Annotated in this window: 11 protein-coding genes; 10 read left to right on the plus strand and 1 reads right to left on the minus strand. The window is 72.3% G+C overall.

Annotation, left to right across the window (positions count from 1 at the left end):
• The first annotated feature begins 31 nt into the window (after positions 1-31).
• The 3 genes from ACZYRU_RS09085 (at position 32) to ACZYRU_RS09095 (ending at position 3214) form a co-directional block, all read left to right on the plus strand.
• Positions 32-1480, plus strand: a complete 1449-nt coding sequence (locus ACZYRU_RS09085; protein ID WP_488956764.1) for an MFS transporter — start codon at positions 32-34, stop codon at positions 1478-1480.
• A gap of 187 nt (positions 1481-1667) precedes the next feature.
• Entirely contained in the window at positions 1668-2927 is a 1260-nt protein-coding gene (locus tag ACZYRU_RS09090; RefSeq protein WP_488956765.1) for a DUF445 domain-containing protein, read from the plus strand.
• Between the two features lie 5 nt (positions 2928-2932).
• Positions 2933-3214 (plus strand): RNA-binding S4 domain-containing protein, encoded by a 282-nt coding sequence (locus ACZYRU_RS09095; RefSeq protein ID WP_488956766.1) that lies wholly within the window; start codon positions 2933-2935, stop codon positions 3212-3214.
• A gap of 114 nt (positions 3215-3328) precedes the next feature.
• Here ACZYRU_RS09095 and ACZYRU_RS09100 read toward each other — a convergent pair whose 3' ends face one another.
• Positions 3329-3700: an FKBP-type peptidyl-prolyl cis-trans isomerase gene (locus tag ACZYRU_RS09100; RefSeq protein ID WP_488956767.1), complete on the minus strand. Its 372-nt coding sequence runs from the start codon at positions 3698-3700 to the stop codon at positions 3329-3331.
• Positions 3701-3829: 129 nt separating this feature from the next.
• Between ACZYRU_RS09100 and ACZYRU_RS09105 the strand changes: the two genes are divergently transcribed.
• Genes ACZYRU_RS09105 through ACZYRU_RS09135 form a run of 7 tightly spaced genes read left to right on the plus strand, consistent with a single transcriptional unit; the run spans position 3830 to position 18328 of the window.
• The gene (locus tag ACZYRU_RS09105) at positions 3830-4660 is read left to right on the plus strand and encodes a PP2C family protein-serine/threonine phosphatase (protein WP_488956768.1); all 831 of its coding nucleotides are present in this window, start codon (positions 3830-3832) and stop codon (positions 4658-4660) included.
• Positions 4657-5835 carry an FHA domain-containing protein gene (locus tag ACZYRU_RS09110; protein ID WP_488956769.1) on the plus strand — a complete coding sequence of 393 codons (1179 nt, stop codon included), beginning with the start codon at positions 4657-4659 and terminating at the stop codon, positions 5833-5835. Before ACZYRU_RS09105 ends, ACZYRU_RS09110 begins: the two co-directional genes overlap by 4 nt.
• An 11-nt stretch (positions 5836-5846) precedes the next feature.
• Entirely contained in the window at positions 5847-7397 is a 1551-nt protein-coding gene (locus ACZYRU_RS09115) for a serine/threonine-protein kinase (protein ID WP_488956770.1), read from the plus strand.
• A 5-nt stretch (positions 7398-7402) separates the two neighbouring features.
• Complete coding sequence (locus ACZYRU_RS09120; protein ID WP_488956771.1) at positions 7403-13567, plus strand: Ig-like domain-containing protein; 6165 nt, start codon at positions 7403-7405, stop codon at positions 13565-13567.
• Between the two features lie 44 nt (positions 13568-13611).
• Complete coding sequence (locus tag ACZYRU_RS09125; RefSeq protein ID WP_488956772.1) at positions 13612-14583, plus strand: AAA family ATPase; 972 nt, start codon at positions 13612-13614, stop codon at positions 14581-14583.
• Complete coding sequence (locus tag ACZYRU_RS09130) at positions 14580-15866, plus strand: DUF58 domain-containing protein (protein WP_488956773.1); 1287 nt, start codon at positions 14580-14582, stop codon at positions 15864-15866. Before ACZYRU_RS09125 ends, ACZYRU_RS09130 begins: the two co-directional genes overlap by 4 nt.
• Positions 15863-18328, plus strand: coding sequence for a DUF4129 domain-containing transglutaminase family protein (locus ACZYRU_RS09135; protein WP_488956774.1), 2466 nt, complete (start codon positions 15863-15865; stop codon positions 18326-18328). Before ACZYRU_RS09130 ends, ACZYRU_RS09135 begins: the two co-directional genes overlap by 4 nt.

The following is an 18328-nucleotide window of genomic DNA, read 5'->3' on the forward strand; positions in this document are numbered from 1 at the left end:
AGTGCAGGTCAACGCCGTTGACTCAGCCCTCGTGACTGCGACCTCTCCTGCGCCGGTGACCGGCGCGCCCGGCACAGGTACGACGGAGGGCGCCTCCCGCTCGGCCCTGCTGATCGTGGCCGTTCTCTGCTTCGGCGGCCTGACCGCCTCGCTCACCCAGACCATGGTGATCCCGATCCAGGGCGAGCTCGGCCGGCTGCTGCACACCAGCGAGGCCAACGCCTCGTGGGTGGTCACCGCGACCCTGGTCGCCGCGGCCGTCGCGATGCCGATCGCAGGACGGCTCGCCGACCTCTACGGCAAGCAGCGGGTGCTCGTCATCAGCGCACTGGTGCTCGTGGTCGGCTCGCTGGTCTGCGCCCTCAGCGCAAGCCTGGCGCCGATGCTCGCCGGCCGACTGCTGCAGGGCTGCGCGATGGGCTTCGTGCCGGTCGGCATCGCGCTGCTGCGCGAGGTCACCCCGCCGCGGCTCACCGCGACCTCGATGGCCGCGATGAGCGCCACCCTCGGCGTCGGCGGTGCGGTCGGCCTGCCGCTGTCCGCGTGGATCGTCCAGGACTTCAGCTGGCACGCCCTGTTCTGGGTGTCCACCGGCCTGGCTGCCGTCGTCGCGCTGGCCGTGGTGCTGCTCGTGCCGCACGTGCGCGACGCCGCGCCGGGCGGGTTCGACGTGGTCGGCGCGGTCGGGCTGGCCGTCGGCCTGGTCGCGCTGCTCGTCGCCGTCTCGAAGGGCAACGAGTGGGGCTGGAGCGACGGCCGCACCCTCGGCCTGCTCGCCGCCGCCGTCCTCGTGCTGCTCGCCTGGGGCGGCTACGAGCTGCGCACCACCGACCCGCTGTGCGACCTGCGCACCACCGCCCGCCGGCCCGTGCTGCTCACCAACCTCGCCGCCATCGCGATCGGCTTCGGCATGATGGCCCAGGCGATCGTGATCCCGCGCCTGCTCCAGTCGCCGGCCGCGACCGGCTACGGACTCGGCCAGAGCCTGCTCGAGACCGGCCTGTGGATGGCACCCGGCGGCCTCGTGATGATGGTGTTCTCGCCGGTCTCCGGTCGCCTGATCCGGGCCATCGGCGCCCGGGCGACGCTGATGATCGGCGGCACCGTGCTCGGCCTGGGCTACCTCTTCGCCTTCTTCCTCATGGACGCCGCCTGGCAGATGATGATCGCCACCTGCATCACCTCGGCCGGCGTCGGCATCGGCTACGCCGCCATGCCGACCCTGATCCTCGAGTCCGTCCCGCTCGCCGAGGCCGGCTCCGCGGTCGGCATCAACGGGCTCGTGCGCTCCATCGGCACCAGCGTCTCGTCGGCCGCGATGGCGGCGATCCTGACCGCCTCGACCCTCGACCTGGGCGGCTACGCGCTGCCCACCGAGAGGGCCTTCGCGATCTGCTTCGGGGTGGGTGCCGCGGCCGCCTTCGTCGGCGTGCTCCTGGCGGCCGCCGTCCCGCGCGGACGGGACTCCGTCGCTCTTTGACAACCGTTCAATAGACGTGACAACCGATCACGGGTAAATCCGGAACCTCTCCGTTCACCGCTCGTTGATACCGACGAAACGACAGGTGCGGTGACTGGGGGGTTCCGCACCGTCGCAGCGGCCCCGGGGCATCGCCCCGGGGCCGCACTTCGTTCGAACCCGCGGTGGTCTAGGCAAGGATGGTCCCGTGTCCGGCCCGCTGATCCCGTCCGACCCGACGACCGACGCCGTGCGCCGCAGCGCGCTGCGCAAGATGCGCACGGTCGCGGTGTCGCTGCTCCTGCTCGCCGCCGCGGTCTACGTCGCCACCCTGCGCAAGGACGGCGCCTGGGGCTACGTCAACGCCGGCGCGGAGGCGTCGATGGTCGGCGCCATCGCCGACTGGTTCGCGGTCACGGCGCTGTTCAAGTACCCGCTCGGCCTGCCGATCCCGCACACCGCGCTGATTCCCAAGCGCAAGGACGACCTCGGCAAGGGGCTCGAGCAGTTCGTGGGGGAGAACTTCCTCCAGGAGGACATCATCCGTGAGCGCGTCCTCGGCGTGCAGATCGCGCAGCGCGTGGGCGACTGGCTCGCCGTACCCGCCAACGCCGAGCGGGTCGTCACCGAGGGCTCCGAGATCGCCGCGCTCGCGCTCGGCAAGGTCCGCGACGACCACATCGAGGCGCTGGTGACCGAGGCGCTGGTGCCCCGGTTCCGCGAGGAGTCGATCGCGCCGCTGCTCGGCGGGCTGCTCGCCGAGGCGATCCGCGACGACCTCCACCACGGCCTGGTCGACCTGATGCTCGAGGAGATGCACGGCTGGCTGCTCGCCAACCCCGACACCGTCCACGACGTGCTGGGGGAGCGGGCGCCGTGGTGGGCGCCCGACTCGGTCAACACCTACGTCATCAACCGGCTGCACCTGGAGATGGTCCGCTGGCTCGCCGAGATCCGCGACAAGCCCGAGCACCGGGCCCGCCGCGCGCTCGACTCGATGCTCGGCCAGCTCGCCGACGACCTCCTGTCCAACCCCGCCACCCAGGAGCGGGCCGAGCGGCTCAAGGACCGGGTCCTCGACCACCCGGCCGTCATCGCCAGCGCGATCTCGCTGTGGCAGGCCCTGCGCAAGGCGCTGCTCACCTCCCTCGGCGACCCCCACGGCGCCGTACGCCGCCGGCTGCTCGTCGAGGTCGACGGCGCCTCCGACCGCCTGCGCTCCGACGCAGCGCTGCGTGACCGGATCGACAAGATGGCGGCCGACGCCGCGGTCTTCGCCGTCGACCGGTACGGCGCCGAGCTGACCGCCGTCATCACCCACACCATCGAGCGCTGGGACGGCAAGGAGGCGGCCCGGCGCATCGAGCTGCACGTCGGGCGCGACCTGCAGTTCATCCGGATCAACGGCACCATCGTCGGTGGTCTGGTGGGGGTCCTGATCCACACGATCTCGGTGGTGCTTCACTGATGGCCATGTTCGGCCGCAAGCGCAAGGAGTCGGAGCCCGAGGGCCCGGTGCCCGTCGACGTCCCCATCCGGGACGAGTCGATCCGGCTCGGCCAGTTCCTCAAGCTCGCCAACCTCGTCGACTCGGGGGCCGAGGCCAAGCCAGTGATCGCCGACGGGCTGGTCAAGGTCAACGGCGAGGTCGACACCCGCCGGGGGCGCCAGCTCCGCGTCGGGGACGTCGTGGAGCTGCAAGGGCAGGCTGCCCGGGTCACTGATGAGGATGTCCCCGACAACCTGCCCTGGTGAGCGTGGTGGGATTCATCACGGTATGTAGGCGAGTGATCGCTTCTGTAGCGGAACTCCGCTCTAGAAGCGCTGGTTGACCTACATACCGTGATGAACCCGCGCCAGCAGAAGCGGTCAGCTGACGCCCAGCAGGTCGACGACGAAGATCAGCGTCTCGCCGGGCTTGATGACGCCGCCGGCGCCGCGGTCGCCGTACCCGAGGTGCGGCGGGATGACCAGCTGGCGGCGGCCGCCGACCTTCATGCCCTGCACGCCGGTGTCCCAGCCCTGGATGACCTGGCCGATGCCGAGGCGGAACTGCAGCGGGGTGCCGCGGTTGTACGACGCGTCGAACTCCTCGCCGCTGGACAGCGCGACGCCGACGTAGTGGACCGACACGGTGCTGCCGGAGGTGGCCTCGTCGCCGTCGCCGACGGCGAGGTCGGTGATGACGAGGTCGGTGGGCGGGGTGGGGTCGACGAAGTCGATCTCGGGCTTCTGGCTCATCCGGCCAGCCTAGATGAGGGATCGGTGGCCTCATCCATCAATGCCTCACCACTCGGGGGAGCGGGTTAGGCTGCGCCCAGCGTCCCAACCGTCGGGTGGCTGGGGCATGGGGGCAGGGACGTCTCGGGGGTGGGACAAGTGCGGGTCAACGCGACGGGAGCCGAGTCCTGGTCGTCGCCGGGGCACACCACGCGTCTCGTGCACGCCGCCGGCACCCACCCGGGCCGGGTCCGGCAGGTCAACGAGGACTCCTCCCTGGTCGCGCCGCCCGTCTTCCTCGTCGCCGACGGCATGGGCGGCTACGCGCGGGGTGACGTCGCGAGCCGCCTGGTCGTCCAGTCCTTCGAGTCGCTCGCCAGCCTCCACCACGTGCAGCCGGCCGACGTCGAGGCGGCGATCGCCACCGCGCAGACCCGGGTCGCCTCGCTGGCCGCCGAGTTCAGCTCCGCACCGGGCTCCACGCTGGTCACGGCGGCGTACGTCCTCGAGGACGGGCGCGGCTACTGGCTGCTGGCCAACATCGGCGACTCCCGGGCCTACACGTACTCCGGCGGCGTGCTCGAGCAGATCTCCAAGGACCACTCGGTGGTCCAGGAGCTGATCGACGCGGGCCAGCTCACCCGCGACCAGGCCCTCGGTCATCCCGAGCGGCACGTCGTGACCCGCGCGATCGGCGCGTTGACCACCTCCGAGGCCGACTTCGCGCTGATCCCGGCCGAGCCGGGGTCCCGGCTGCTGCTGTGCTCCGACGGTCTCACCTCCGAGTTGTCGGACACCGCGATCCTGCACATCCTGTCCGAGGACATGGCGCCCGACCGGACCGTGCTGACGCTCGTCGACGCCGCGGTCGCGGCCGGCGGCCACGACAACGTCACGGTGGTCGTCGTCGACGTCGAGGGCGTCGGTGCCACCGCGCCCGCGGCCGAGCGCACGGCCCCCGGTCCGCAGGAGCGCCGATGACCAGCTACCTGCCGGGCGAGCTCGCCACCCTCGTCACCGACGAGGGCGTCGTCGTCAGCACGCCCGACCGGCTCGCCGAGGTGGCCGCCCTGCGCGAGCGCGACCTCGCCGCCCCCACGGTCGTCGAGGTGCTCTCACGCGGCGACCTGAGCGCCCTGCCCGAGTTCGCCGCGGTGCGACTCGACGGGGCCGAGGCCCGGATCCTGGTCCGCGGCGGCCTCGTCGTCCGCGTCGACGGATTCGCGGTCGACGGGCGCGACGCGACCATGTGGACCGAGGCGACGGCCACGCTGAGCCCCGGTGCGGCCGTCGAGATCGCACCCCTCGGTACGCCGGCCGCCGGCCCCGCGCTGCCCCTCACCGGTGGCGTGGTCCGCAGCGCCGGCGTGACCTGGCACCCGGCGGTCTCGGCGTCCGCCGCGCCCGCCCCGGCCCCCGCGTCTCCCGCCTCGGCACCCGGGGTTCCCGCGCCGCTCGAGACCAGCTACGCCCCCGCGGACGAGTACACCGTCGTCCGCGGCAGCCAGCGGCCCGCCGTACCCCCGCCGGCCGGTCCGGACGCCCCGACCACCCCACCGCCGTCAGTTCCGCCGTCAGGTCCGCCGTCAGCCCCGCCCCTGGCCCCGCCCCTGGCCCCGCCGTCAGCCCCGCCGGCCGGGTGGCAGCCGCTCCCCGCGGGCGACCCGTCGCCCGAGCACGACGGCCGCACGATCACCCCGGCCCAGCTGCAGGCGCTGCGGGCAGCGGCGGCCCAGCCGGGCAGCGTCCCCGGCACGCCGCCGCCGAGCTCGCCTCCGCCCACGATGCGCCCGCCCGCCGTCGCGGTGCGCCCCGCGGTGGCCCTCGCGCTGTCGACCGGCCGCGTGGTCCCGGTCCGGCGCCGGGTGCTCATCGGGCGCAGCCCCCGCATCCAGCAGGTCGGCGGCAGCCAGAACCTGCCGGCGCTGGTCACCGTCGACGACCCCTACGTGTCGAGCACCCATCTCGAGGTTTCCGCCGACGGCGCTCGGGTGACGGTGACCGACATGTCCACCAACGGCACGCTGCTCGCCCGCCAGGGCCGGGTGCCCGTCCCGCTCGACCGCGGGGTGGTGACCGAGGTCGCCCTCGGTGACGTGCTGACCCTGTCCAAGGGCCTGACCGCGACCGTCGTCCCCGCGCCCGACGAGGTCTGATCGAGGCACCGATGCAGCAGCCACCGCAGATCCCGGGCTTCACCTTCGTCGACCTCGTCGGCGAGGGTGGGTTCGCCGACGTGTTCCGCTACCAGCAGGAGCTGCCGACCCGGCAGGTCGCGATCAAGGTGCTGCGCAGCGGCAGCGACGCCGGCTCGATCGAGCTGTTCCGGGCCGAGGCCAACGTGATGGCCCAGCTGTCCAGCCACCCCTCGATCGTGCCGATCTACCAGGCCGGGGTGAGCTCCGACGGCCGGGCATTCCTGGTCATGGAGTACTGCCCGCCGCCCCACGTCGCGCAGCGCTACCGCAACCAGCCGCTCGCCGTCGCCGAGGTCCTCGACATCGGTGTGAAGATCGCCAGTGCCGTCGAGACCGCCCATCGGGCGGGGATCCTGCACCGCGACATCAAGCCCCACAACATCCTCACCAGCACCTTCGGCGTGCCGCTGCTCACCGACTTCGGCATCGCCTCGGTCGTGGGGGAGAGCGGTGCCGGCGCCCAGGGCCTGTCGATCCCGTGGTCGCCGCCCGAGTCGCTGGCCGCCGACAGCCACGACGTCCGCAGCGACGTCTACTCCCTGGCCGCGACCCTCTACTCACTGCTCATCGGCCACCCGCCGTTCGAGCGCCGCGACGCGTCCAACGACAACGCCTCGTTGATGACCCGGATCGAGCGCGGCCAGCTCACGCCGCTGCGCCGCCCCGACGTGCCGGCGTCCCTGGTCGACGTGCTGCGTCGGGCGATGTCCGTCGAGGTCGAGCGCCGTCCGGTCTCGGCGATGGTGCTGGGCCGCCAGCTCCAGGACGTGCAGATCGAGCTGCGTCAGTCGCCGACCCGGCTCGAGGTCATGGACGCCTCGCCGTCGGCGCTCGGCGAGGAGCACCCCAACGACGCGCGAACCCTGGTCCGCCCGGTGTCGGTGATCATCCCGGCCGCGGTGCACGAGCGCCCCGGCCCGCTGCAGCCCGGCCTCGACGAGGACACCCGCAACCCCGGCCATTCCGGGCATTCCGGGCATTCCGGGCATTCCGGGCATTCGGGGTCCGACCACGCCAGCCACTCCGGTCGCCGCGGCACGACCGGCGGACGGTCGGCCCGGCGCGCGGGTCCGCAGCGCTCCGAGGAGCGGCAGCTCGGCGTACCCGCCCGGATCGGGATCGGCGTGGTCGTCGCAGCCCTCGTCGGCGCGGTCGGCTTCGCCCTCCTGTCCGGCAGCTCCGGCGACCAGGACGACGGCAAGGACGGCACCCTGCGCGGCGAGGACCCGCCCAACCCGGTCGAGCTGCTCGACCGGCCGCCCGCGCCGGTCGTGACGAAGTCCGGCAAGGGCGCCCGGTGGACGTTCACCTGGGCCCAGGAGTCCCCCCAGCCGGGCGACAGCTTCAAGGTGGTGCTGTCCGGCGACGGCGTGCAGCAGAAGGCGCCGGACTACATCGACGCCACCAGCAAGACGCTCACCGTCGAGCGCGACGCGACGGTGTGCATCGAGGTGGCGGTCATCCGTGAGGGCGGCGGGACGTCGGCCCTCTCCGAGCAGACGTGCGTGACGGGCAGGTGACGACGATGACCAGGGTCCGCCGGTGGCGCCGTACGGCGTCCGCGACCGTCCTCGCGCTGGTGGTGGGCACCCTCGTCGTGCTCGCCTTCGAGCACGACGGCAAGCCGTTCACCGAGGTGGACCTCAACGACGGCGGAGTGTGGGTCACCAACAACCACCTCGGCCTGGTCGCGCGCCTCAACCCCCAGATCAAGGAGCTCGACCTCGGCGTCGACGCCGGTAGCGCCGACTTCGACATCTTCCAGCGGGCCACCAGCGTCTACGTCGACGACGCCTCGTCCGAGCGTGCGGTCAAGCCGGTCGACGTCGTCCGGGCGCGCGCCCTCGACCCGACCTCGCTGCCGTCCGGCGCGATCGTCGCCAACGGCGGCGCCACGTTCGCGGTCGTCGACCCGGTCAGCGGCAAGGCCTGGGTGCGCTCGGCCGAGCGGTTCCGCGGTTTCGTGCCCAAGAGCACGCCGGCCGACCTCGAGCACGCACTCACCGCGGCGGTCGGCACCGACGGTCGGGCCTGGGTGCTCGGGCGCGACGGCAAGGTCACGCCGTTCACCCTCGACGAGAGCGGCGGCGCCGTCGAGGGCGAGTCGTTCCAGCTCGGCAAGGGCGTCGGCAACGACGCGACGAAGGTCGCGCTCACCGTCGTCGGTGACACGCCGGTGCTGTTCAACCGCAACTCCTACGAGCTCTCCCGGCCCGGCACGAAGCCGGTCGTCATCGAGACCCCCGACTCCACGGAGGTCGAGCTCCAGCAGGCCTCCGACGAGAGCGACGAGGTCTACCTGGCCACGCGCGAGGGTCTCCTGGTCACCGGGCGCGACGGCGGGCCGGTCAAGCAGGTCAGCCGGGGCGAGGTCTCCGGCCGGCCGGCTGCACCCGTGCAGATGACCGACACCGGATGCGTCTACGCCGCCTGGTCCGACCCGCAGTCGACCCACAACTACCTGCGCGACTGCGACGGCGACGAGCGCGACGACGCCACGCCGATCCCCGGGATGCAGCCCGGCGCGTACCTCCAGTTCCGGGTCAACCGCGACGTGGTCGTCCTCAACGACACCGTCACCGGTGACGCCTGGCTGGTCGAGGACCCGGGCAAGGCCAAGATCGACAACTGGCCGGCCGTCGACCCCCAGAACGAGAACAAGTCGAAGCTCAAGGAGATCAGCGACGAGGTTCCCGACCAGGAGAACCGCCCGCCCGACCCGCAGGACGACCATCTCGGCGCGCGTCCCGGTCGCTCCACGGTGCTGCCGGTGGTGGCGCTCAACGACCACGACCCCGACGGCGACATCATCAGCATCTCCAAGACGTCCTACCTCGGCGGTCAGGAGCTCGAGGTGAAGATCGTCGGCGGCGGCACCCAGCTGCAGGTCGCCGTACCTCCCGACGCCACGGGCACCTCGACCTTCCGCTACTACGTGACCGACGGCCGCGGCACCGACGAGGTCTACGCGACCGTCACCCTGGACATCCGCAAGGACGACCAGAACGCCAAGCCCGAGAGGATGGACAAGCGCGAGCCCAAGCTCCGGGTCGCGAGCGGCGCCAGCTCGAGCTACTACCTGCTGGCCGACTACTACGACAGGGACGGCGACGACCTCACCGTCACCGGTGCCGAGGCACGCGGCGGCGAGGTCGAGTACCGCCCCGACGGCACGATCACCTTCACCGACACCGGCGCCGGCGAGAAGGTCAGCGAGATCGACGTCACCATCGACGACGGGGCCAGCGAGACGCACGTGCCGCTGCCGGTCGAGATCGTCGGCGACACCGCGCCGCCCGAGCTCGTGCCCGACCTGGCCTCGGGCGTCGCCGACACCGCCGTCGTGGTCCAGCCGCTGTCCAACGACCGCAACCCCGAGGGCACCGACCTGACGCTCAAGAACGTCAAGGTGGTCGGCAACGAGGAGGGCACCGAGATCTCCCAGGACCTGGAGTCCGGCACCTTCACGTTCCGGGCCGCCAAGGCGCGCAGCTACTACTTGTCGTACTCGGCCTACAACTCCTCCGCGACCGAGTCCTCCGTCGTCCGTCTCGACATCGAGTCGCCGCCGAAGGACAACCGCCCGCCGATCGCCGTCCGCGACAAGGCCGTCATCACCTCCGGCGGCACGGCCCAGGTCGACCTGCTGCTCAACGACCTCGACCCCGACGGCGACGTCCTGGTCGTCAAGCGGATCGGGCGCACGTCGGTGCCCGGCGTCAAGGTCTCGGTCGTCGACAAGCGCCTCGCCGTGGTCAGCTCGTCGAGCGACATCGTCGGGCAGCAGGCAACAGTCGACTACTGGGTCTCCGACGGGCGCAGCACCGTGCCAGGACAGCTGGTGGTCACGCAACGGGCCTCCACGCAGGAGAACCGCCGACCGATCGCCAACAAGGACCAGGTGACGGTCCGGGCGGGCGCGGTGACGACGATCCCCGTCCTGGGCAACGACTCCGATCCCGACGGCGGCAAGCCCCGGCTGTTCCAGGAGGACCTGCGCAACGACCAGGACCTCGACATCTGGGTCGCCGGCGACGTGCTGCGGATGCAGGCGCCCGAGAAGCCCGGCACCTACTCGGCCATCTACGGCGTGCGCGACGCCGACGGCCTCAAGGCCTCGGCCGTCGTCGACATCTTCGTGATCCCCGACTCCCCGAAGAACAACCAGGCGCCGATGCCGCAGCCGATCACGGACCGGGTCATCGCGGGGCGGCCCAAGGTGATCGGGGTCGACCTCGGCGGGGCCGACCCCGACGGCGACGCGGTGGCCTTCCGCAGCATCCTCACCGCCCCGTCCCTGGGCCGCATCGTCGAGACCGGCGTCGACTGGATCCGCTACGAGGCCTTCGAGGGCAAGGCGGGCACCGACTTCTTCCAGCTCCTCGTCCAGGACAAGTACGGCGCGACCGGCGTCGCGGAGGTCCGCGTCGGCGTCGTACCGGAGGAGACCGAGAACCAGCCGCCCGTCGCGCTCGACGACGCGGTGCTGGTCCAGCCCAACCGGACCATCTCCTACAACGTCCTCGCCAACGACGTCGATCCCGACGACGACCCGCTGCGGATCACCGACGACCTGATCAGCGGCGAGGCCGCGAAGGCCACGCGCAAGGGCGGCTTCATCGAGCTCGAGGTCGGCGACGCGCCGACCCACGGCGGAGTGCCCACCAGCATCGGCTACACGGTCGAGGACGCCGCCGGAGCCTCGGACTCGGCGCTGCTGAAGGTGACCGCGAGCCGTGACGCGCCGTTCTACGCGCCGATCGCGCGCGACGACGTCGCGGACCTGGGCGACGTCATCGGCCGCGACCCGGGGGAGACGGTCGAGATCCCCGTGCTCGACAACGACGTCGACTTCGACGGCGCCAAGGCCGACCTACGGGTCACCAGCTGCGACGCCGGCAGCAAGGGCGAGTGCGAGGTCCGCGACGAGAGCAGCGTGCGGGTGCGGCTCGCGGCCGAGGACCAGGTCGTGCTCTACCAGCTCGACGACGCCGACGACGAGTCCGGCGGCACCTACGGCGTCATCTACGTCACCGGCACCGACAACGTCCCGCCCCAGCTCACCACGGACAAGGACCTGGTCCCCGTCAAGGCCACGGCGGGAGCGCCGACCGACTTCGACCTCGAGGACCTCGTCGTCACCCGCGCAGGCCGACACCCCCGGATCGTCCCCGACACCGAGCCGTCGGCGATCAACGGTGTCGTCGGTCCGGTCGAGGGCGAGCCCACGTCGCTGCGGTTCGTGCCGGCCCGCAATCAGATCGGCCCCGCGTCGGTGACCGTCAAGGTCACCGACGGGCGCACCCTGGCCGAGGACGGAGCCCTCACCGCCCTGCTCACGATCCCGATCGACGTCGTGCCGTCCGGCAACGTCGCGCCGGAGATGCGCAACGCATCGGTCGACGTCGCCGTCGACGGGGATCCGGCACAGGTCGACCTGTCCGGTCTGACCCGCGACGCCAACGAGGGCGACGAGAAGCAGATGAGCTGGACGGTCACGTCCGTCGACGACGGGATCAGCGCCAGCATCGCCTCCGACAGCACCCTGCTGAAGGTCGAGGCCGGTGGCGGCGCGAAGGTCGACGCGGCGACGCCCCCGCAGATCCACCTCCTTGCCGACGACGGTCACGGCGGTCAGGACGAGGGCATCGTGACGGTGCGCGTCGTCGGCAACGACCGTCCGGAGTTGCGCGTCTCGCCGATCACGGTGACGGCGACGAAGGACGAGGAGGTGGGCGTGGACGTCGCGGCCTCCGCCGTCAACCCCTACCCGGACAAGCCGTTGAAGGTCAGTGACGCCCGGGTCGCGTCCGGGCCGGCGCTGACCGACCTCCGGGCCGACGGCTCGTTCGTCCGGTTCACCCCGACGAAGACCGGGACGTCGGTCGTCACGGCCACGGTCGCCGACGCGTCCGGCGACAGCAGCCGCAACCGCACCGCGCGGATCACCGTCACCGTGGTGGCCGTGCCCGACGCACCCGACCGGCCGATCCCGTCGTCGGTCGAGGCGTCCTCGGCCGTGCTGTCCTGGCGTGAGCCGGCGGCCAACGGCGCGCCGATCGAGGAGTACGAGGTCACCGACGGCAAGGGCTACCGACAGAGCTGTGTCGACCCGACCTGCCGACTGGTCAACCTGACTCCGGGGCAGGCCTACAGCTTCGTCGTGCGTGCCCGCAACAGCGAGGGGTGGAGCAAGACGAGCCCCGCCTCGGAGGAGATCATCCCCAACAAGGCGCCCGAGCTGATGGCCCCGCCGACGATCGTCAGCGAGCCCCGCCCGACCGGGGGCCGGATGGACCGCCAGCTCACCGTGCGCTGGTCGCCCCCCGCCAACGAGGGCTCGCCGATCACCTCCTACGAGATCAAGGAGGCGGGCAGCACCAACACGTGGACGGCGGGGGGCACCGCCCGGTCGCTGGTCATCCCCGGGCTGGTCAACGGGACGCCGTACGCCTTCGAGATCCGGGCGGTCAACGACGTCGAGCCGCGCCGGCAGTTCTCCGGACCGTCGAAGGCCGGGACCCCGTTCGGCGTCCCGCTGAAGTCGGGCTCCCCGCCGCAGCTGAAGGCCAGCCAGGCCGACAGCTACACGGAGCGGCCGTGGGTGCAGGTCGACTGGAGCAAGTGGACCTCGAACCAGAGCAACGGCAACGCGGTCTCCCGCTACGAGATCAGCTGCAACGGGTGCCGCCAGTCGACGTACTCCGTCGACGGATCGGCCACCTCCAAGCTGTTCGACAGCAACGACGGCATCGAGAAGGGCAAGGTCGTGACCTTCACGGTGGCCGCCGTGAACGACGCCGGCACGAGCGACCCGAGCCCCAGTGCCTCCGGCCGGCCGTGGACCAAGGCCAGCCCGGTGCGCAACCTGCGACAGACGCGCGAGTCCCCGGCAGACCGGACCGCCACCCTCGCCTGGGATGCGCCGCAGGACGACGGCGGGCTCGAGATCAAGCGCTACATGGTCCAGACCGACTCGAACGCGCCGACGTCCGTGAGCGCCGCACCCTCCGGCGGTGTCGACATCACCTTCCCCAACAACGGCACGCACTCGGTCAAGGTGTGGGCGGTGACCTACAACGGCGGGGACCCGGTCGACGGCGCCGTGGACTCGATCCCCAACGTCGAGACCTGGGGCAAGCCGTTGGACCCGACCCTCACCTCGGCCACCTCAGGGTCCCACTACAGCGCCCTGTTCCAGCTGGCGGGCAAGGACGAGTCGTGGAACGGCAAGCCGATCCAGTACCTCGAGTACAGCGTCGACGGCGGCGAGTTCAAGCGCTACTACGGTCCGGTCGACGTGGCCGTGGCCGAGGGAGGGGCGACGGCGACGATCAAGGCCCGCGCGGTCTCCACGGCCACGGGCGACCGGCAGTACAGCAACGAGGTCCCGCTCCAGGCGCGCTCGAAGGAGAAGAGCCTCAGTGCGAGCTTCACCAACGGCAACAACTTCGCCCTGCTGGTGACCGGGTACGGATTCGAGAGGGTCTCCCAACCGATCGGGGTCACCCTCAAGGGCGTCGTTCCCAACGCCGCCTGCGGCGCCATGGGCGGCAGCGTCAGCGGCTCCGGGGCCTACGACGGCAAGTTCGTCTATCGCGTGGGCGGCGCCGACTGCACCTTCAGCGGGACGGGGTCGGCCGACGTCCTCGTCGACGGGGTGCCCGCCTCGGCGGTCAAGGGCAACTAGCGCCGGACGCCGCCTCCATCTCACCAGCAGCCTGAAAGGACACCATGTCGCTCACCACCGAAGAGACCGAGTGGTTCTCGCAGACCTTCGCCCAGCTCGTCGCCAACGTCGAGCAGGCGATCGTCGGCAAGACCGAGGTCGTCCGGCTGGCGTTCGTCTCGCTGCTCGCCGAGGGGCACCTGCTCCTCGAGGACTATCCCGGCACGGGCAAGACCTCGCTCGCGCGAGCCATCGCCCAGACCATCCAGGGTGACCACCACCGGATCCAGTTCACGCCGGACCTGCTGCCCAGCGACGTCACCGGGGTCACGATCTTCGACCAGCGCTCCCAGCAGTTCGAGTTCCACCAGGGGCCGATCTTCTCGAACGTGGTGCTGGCCGACGAGATCAACCGGGCCTCGCCCAAGACCCAGTCGGCGCTGCTGGAGGTGATGGAGGAGAACCAGGTCACCGTCGACGGCGTGACCCACCAGGTCGGCCAGCCGTTCATGGTCATCGCCACCCAGAACCCGATCGAGCAGGCCGGCACCTATCGGCTGCCCGAGGCCCAGCTCGACCGGTTCCTGATCAAGACGTCCCTCGGCTACCCCGACCATGCGAGCACCGTCCAGATCCTCGCCACTGCCCCGAAGGGCAAGGCGGCCACCGTGCTCCGCCCGATCATCAGCGGCGACAACGTGCTCCACCTGATCCGGCTCGCCCAGCAGGTCCACGTCGAGTCGACCATCTACGAGTACGTCTCGAGCCTCACCGAGGGCACCCGCGAGGCCTCCGAGGTCGTGCTCGGCACCAGTGTTCGCGCCGGCCTCGCGCTGGTCCGCGCCGCCCGCGCCCAGGCGCTGTCCTACGGCCGCAGCTACGTCGTGCCCGACGACGTGAAGTCCCTCGCCGTGCCGGTCCTGGCGCACCGGATGGTCCTCGACCCCGAGGAGGACTTCCGCGGTACGACGACCGAGGACGTCGTGCGCCGGGTGCTCGAGCGCGTGTCGGTCCCGCTGGAGCCCGCCCGTTCATGACCGGTCCCCGTTCCTGGGCGGCCGGCGTCCGCCATACGCTCACCGACCTGTCCCGGCGCCGCCAGGCGCTGGGCGGCCGGTTGCGCGACGGCATCGCCGAGCGCACGCAGCGGGTCCGTGGCGTGGTCGCGCCGGTCACGCAGGCGGTCACGCCCGCCGGCTGGGTGGTCGCCGTGCTGGCGATCGCGCTGCTGGTCGCCGGTCCGATGCTGCACTGGCGCGAGCTGGTCGTCGCCGGGGCCTTCCTGGCCCTGGTGCTGCTGCTCGCCGTGGCGTTCGTGGTCGGTCGGCTGCCGCTGCTGGCCCGGCTCGACCTCGCCCGGGACCGGGTGATCGTGGGGGAGCGGGCCAACGGGTACCTCACCGTGGCCAACCCGAGCGGACGTCGTTCGCGCTCGCTGGTCGTGGAGTTCCCCGTCGGCGCCGGCCGGGCCGCCTTCGAGCTCCCGGGCCTCGCGCCCGGTGCCGAGCACGAGGAGCTGTTCGCCGTGCCCACCGCGCACCGCGCGGTGCTCGACGTCGGCCCGGTGACGGCCGTGCGCTCCGATCCGCTCGGGCTGCTGCGCCGTGAGCGGCACCTCAGCGAGATGGACACCCTCTACGTCCACCCCAAGACGCTGCGCGTCGACGGCTCCGCGGCCGGCCTGGTCCGCGACCTCGAGGGCCGCACGGTGCCGAAGGTGTCCGACAACGACGTGTCCTTCCACGCCCTGCGCGGCTACGTGTCCGGCGACGACCGTCGCCACATCCACTGGAAGTCCAGTGCCAAGACCGGCACCCTCATGGTCCGCCAGTTCGAGGAGACCCGGCGCTCCCACCTGCTGACGATGGTGAGCTCCCGGCTCGAGGACTACGCCAGCGACGACCAGTTCGAGCTGGCCATCTCGGTCGCCGGCTCGCTCGGCACCCAGGCACTCGCCGACGGCCAGCAGCTCAGCGCCGCCTCGTCCCACGGCTCGCTGCCCGCCGCCAGCGCCCAGCGGTTCCTCGACGGCCTCTCCGGGTTGAGCTACGACTGGCAGGCGAGCCGGCTCGTCGACGTCGCCCGCCACCTCAGCGGTGACGAGCTCGCCGCCAGCGTGATGGTGCTGTGCATCGGGTCCGGGGTGTCGATCACCGACCTGCGCCGCGCCCGGCAGTACCTCCCCGTCGACACCCGGGTGATCGCCGTGCGCTGCCTGGTCGGTGAGGAGCCGTCGGTGCGCTGGCTCGGTGACCTGGGCGTCGCCACGGTGGGCCGCCTCGAGGAGCTCGGCGTCGCCGTACGACGGGTGTCGGCATGAGCCACCCGACCGGCGCCCCCGTTCCGCCGCCCGTCCGCGGCAGCAGTCGTTCCGCCAGCCGGAGCGGGCCCGTGATGATCGTCCCGCAGCGGCGCCGCGGCCGAGGCGCGCTGCCGGCGTGGTGGCTGACGGTGATCGACGCCGTCCTCGTCGTCGGGCTCGGCGTCCTGTGCGCCTGGCCGCTGGGCCAGGCCTGGACCGGCAACCGCTGGCTGGTCGCCGTCGTCGTCGGCCTGGCCCTCGGCGTCGCCATCGCCTGGGCCAGCGCCCGGTGGCGGCTGGGTCCCTGGCTGACCGCGCTCGGGGCGGCCGTCGCCTACCTGCTGGTCGGGTCCGCGGTGGCGGTGCCCAACCGCACCAGCAACGGATTCGTGCCGACGGCCGACTCGCTGCACGACCTCGTCATCGGGCTGGTGCAGTCGTGGCGTGAGTCGCTGACCCTGCCCGTGCCGCTCACCGAGACCGGCGTCGTGCTCATCGTCCCGCTCGTCACCGGACTGGTCGGGGGACTCGCTGCCGGCGTGCTGCTGTGGCGCTCCCGGTGGCCCGGCCTGGCGGGCGTCGTCCTGGCCCTGGTCCTGGTGCTGTCCGCCGCGTTCGGCGACGTGGCTGCGCCGGCGGCGCTGACCCGCGGCCTGGTCGGTGCCGTCGTCGGCCTCGTGTGGCTGCGGTGGCGCTCGATGCGTCATGTCCGGGCGCGGTGGGGTCGCCGGGTGCTCGCCACCCTCGTCGTCGTCGGTGTGGCCGGGGGAGCGGCGAGTGGACTGGGTGCCCTCGCCGACCCCGATGCCAACCGGGTCGTGCTCCGCGACCACGTCGACCCGCCGTTCGACCCCCACGACTACCCGAGCCCGCTGTCGAAGTTCCGCGCGTACAAGAAGGAACCGCTGCGCACGGAGACCTCGCTGTTCTCCGTCAACGACCTGGACAGCGGCACCCGCGTCCGGCTGGCCGTGATGGACACCTACGACGGCATCGTGTGGAACGTCTCCGGCGGCCCCGACAGCGCCCACGACTCCGGCACCTTCCGGCGGATGCGCAACGACCCCGACGCCGAGGCCAAGGCCACGACCCGTGGCTCCATCACGGTCACCGGCTACACCGGCGTGTGGGTGCCCAGCGTCGGCGACACCCTGTCCATGACCCCGGTCAAGGACGGCCGCACCGATGACGCGGCCGCCGCCGAGCTGGTCATCAACCGCGAGACCGGCACCGTCGCACAGATCGGCGGCGTCGAGGCCGGCACCACGTTCGAGGTCGAGGCGGTGACCCCGCCGCCGCTGGTCGACGAGGAGATCGCGGTCCTCGCCGCCGACGCGTCGGTCTCCCTGCCGGCGCCCAGGATCGTGCCGGAGGAGCTGAGCGACCGGGTGCAGCGCTGGCAGGTCGACGACAAGTTCGGTGGCGGCTCGGGCGGCGAGCTGGCCCTGTTCCTGCGCGACGCCTTCCGCGAGCACGGCTTCTACTCCGACGGCATCGACGACGACGTACCGGCCGGGCACGGCGCGAGTCGCCTGGCTGAGCTCACCAAGACCGCGACGCCCGTCGGCGACGCCGAGCAGTACGCCGCGGCCATGGCCGTCATCGGTCAGCAGATGGGGCTCCCGATCCGGGTGGTCCTGGGGTTCAAGGTGCCGCCGGGCGGCGACGACGTGCGCGGACAGGACATCAGTGCCTGGACCGAGGTCAAGCTCGCCGGCGCCGGCTGGGTGCCGTTCGACCCGACCCCGCCGGAGGACCACAAGCTCCGCAAGCCCAATGACGACCCCAACGAGGACCCGCAGCCCCAGGTCCTGCAGCCGCCGCGCGTGCCGGGCGAGCCGAAGGAGGCCAGCGACAACCTCCAGCAGGGCGACGGCCACCGCAAGGAGCTCGACGTGCTCGCGGTGCTCGGCACCATCCTCGGCATCGTCCTCGACGTCGCGAAGATCGCGCTGCTGCTCTCGCCGCTGTGGGGGGTGCTGCTGTTCAAGTTCCTGCGCCGGCGTCGCCGCCGCCGTGCCGACGACCCGACGCTGCGCCTGACCGGGGCCTGGCACGAGCTCGCCGACCGCGTGCGCGACCTCGGGGTGCGGCCCACGCCGGGCGCCACCCGCCGCGAGAGCGCCTACGCCGTCGCGGAGCGGTACGACGCCGTGCCGGTCGTCACGCTCGCCCACACCGCCGACCGCCACGTGTACGGCGACGGCGAGCCCACCCCCGAGGAGGCACACGCCTACTGGGCCGACGTCGACACCGCGCTTCGCCGGATCCGCAAGGCGACGCCGTGGTGGCGTCGGCTGCTGGCCCGGTTCTCGCTGGCCTCGGTGCCGTGGCGGGCCGGTCTCGAGCGGATCCGCTCGGGGATCGGGAGCCGGGCGCGCCGTACCGGGCGCTGGGTCGTCGGGCTCGGCCCGGTGGTCCGGGTTCGCGCCGCCGGTCGCCGCGTCGTGCGGGGAGCGAACGGCATCTTCCGCCGCTGA

This window comes from Nocardioides sp. F233 (assembly GCF_057813895.1).

Bases quoted from the DNA above. Each gene is read 5' to 3' on its own strand.
- ACZYRU_RS09095 (WP_488956766.1), top strand. From the start codon at position 2,933: ATGTTCGGCCGCAAGCGCAAGGAGTCGGAGCCCGAGGGCCCGGTGCCC.
- ACZYRU_RS09100 (WP_488956767.1), bottom strand. From the start codon at position 3,700: ATGAGCCAGAAGCCCGAGATCGACTTCGTCGACCCCACCCCGCCCACC.
- ACZYRU_RS09110 (WP_488956769.1), top strand. From the start codon at position 4,657: ATGACCAGCTACCTGCCGGGCGAGCTCGCCACCCTCGTCACCGACGAG.
- ACZYRU_RS09115 (WP_488956770.1), top strand. From the start codon at position 5,847: ATGCAGCAGCCACCGCAGATCCCGGGCTTCACCTTCGTCGACCTCGTC.
- ACZYRU_RS09120 (WP_488956771.1), top strand. From the start codon at position 7,403: ATGACCAGGGTCCGCCGGTGGCGCCGTACGGCGTCCGCGACCGTCCTC.
- ACZYRU_RS09125 (WP_488956772.1), top strand. From the start codon at position 13,612: ATGTCGCTCACCACCGAAGAGACCGAGTGGTTCTCGCAGACCTTCGCC.
- ACZYRU_RS09130 (WP_488956773.1), top strand. From the start codon at position 14,580: ATGACCGGTCCCCGTTCCTGGGCGGCCGGCGTCCGCCATACGCTCACC.
- ACZYRU_RS09135 (WP_488956774.1), top strand. From the start codon at position 15,863: ATGAGCCACCCGACCGGCGCCCCCGTTCCGCCGCCCGTCCGCGGCAGC.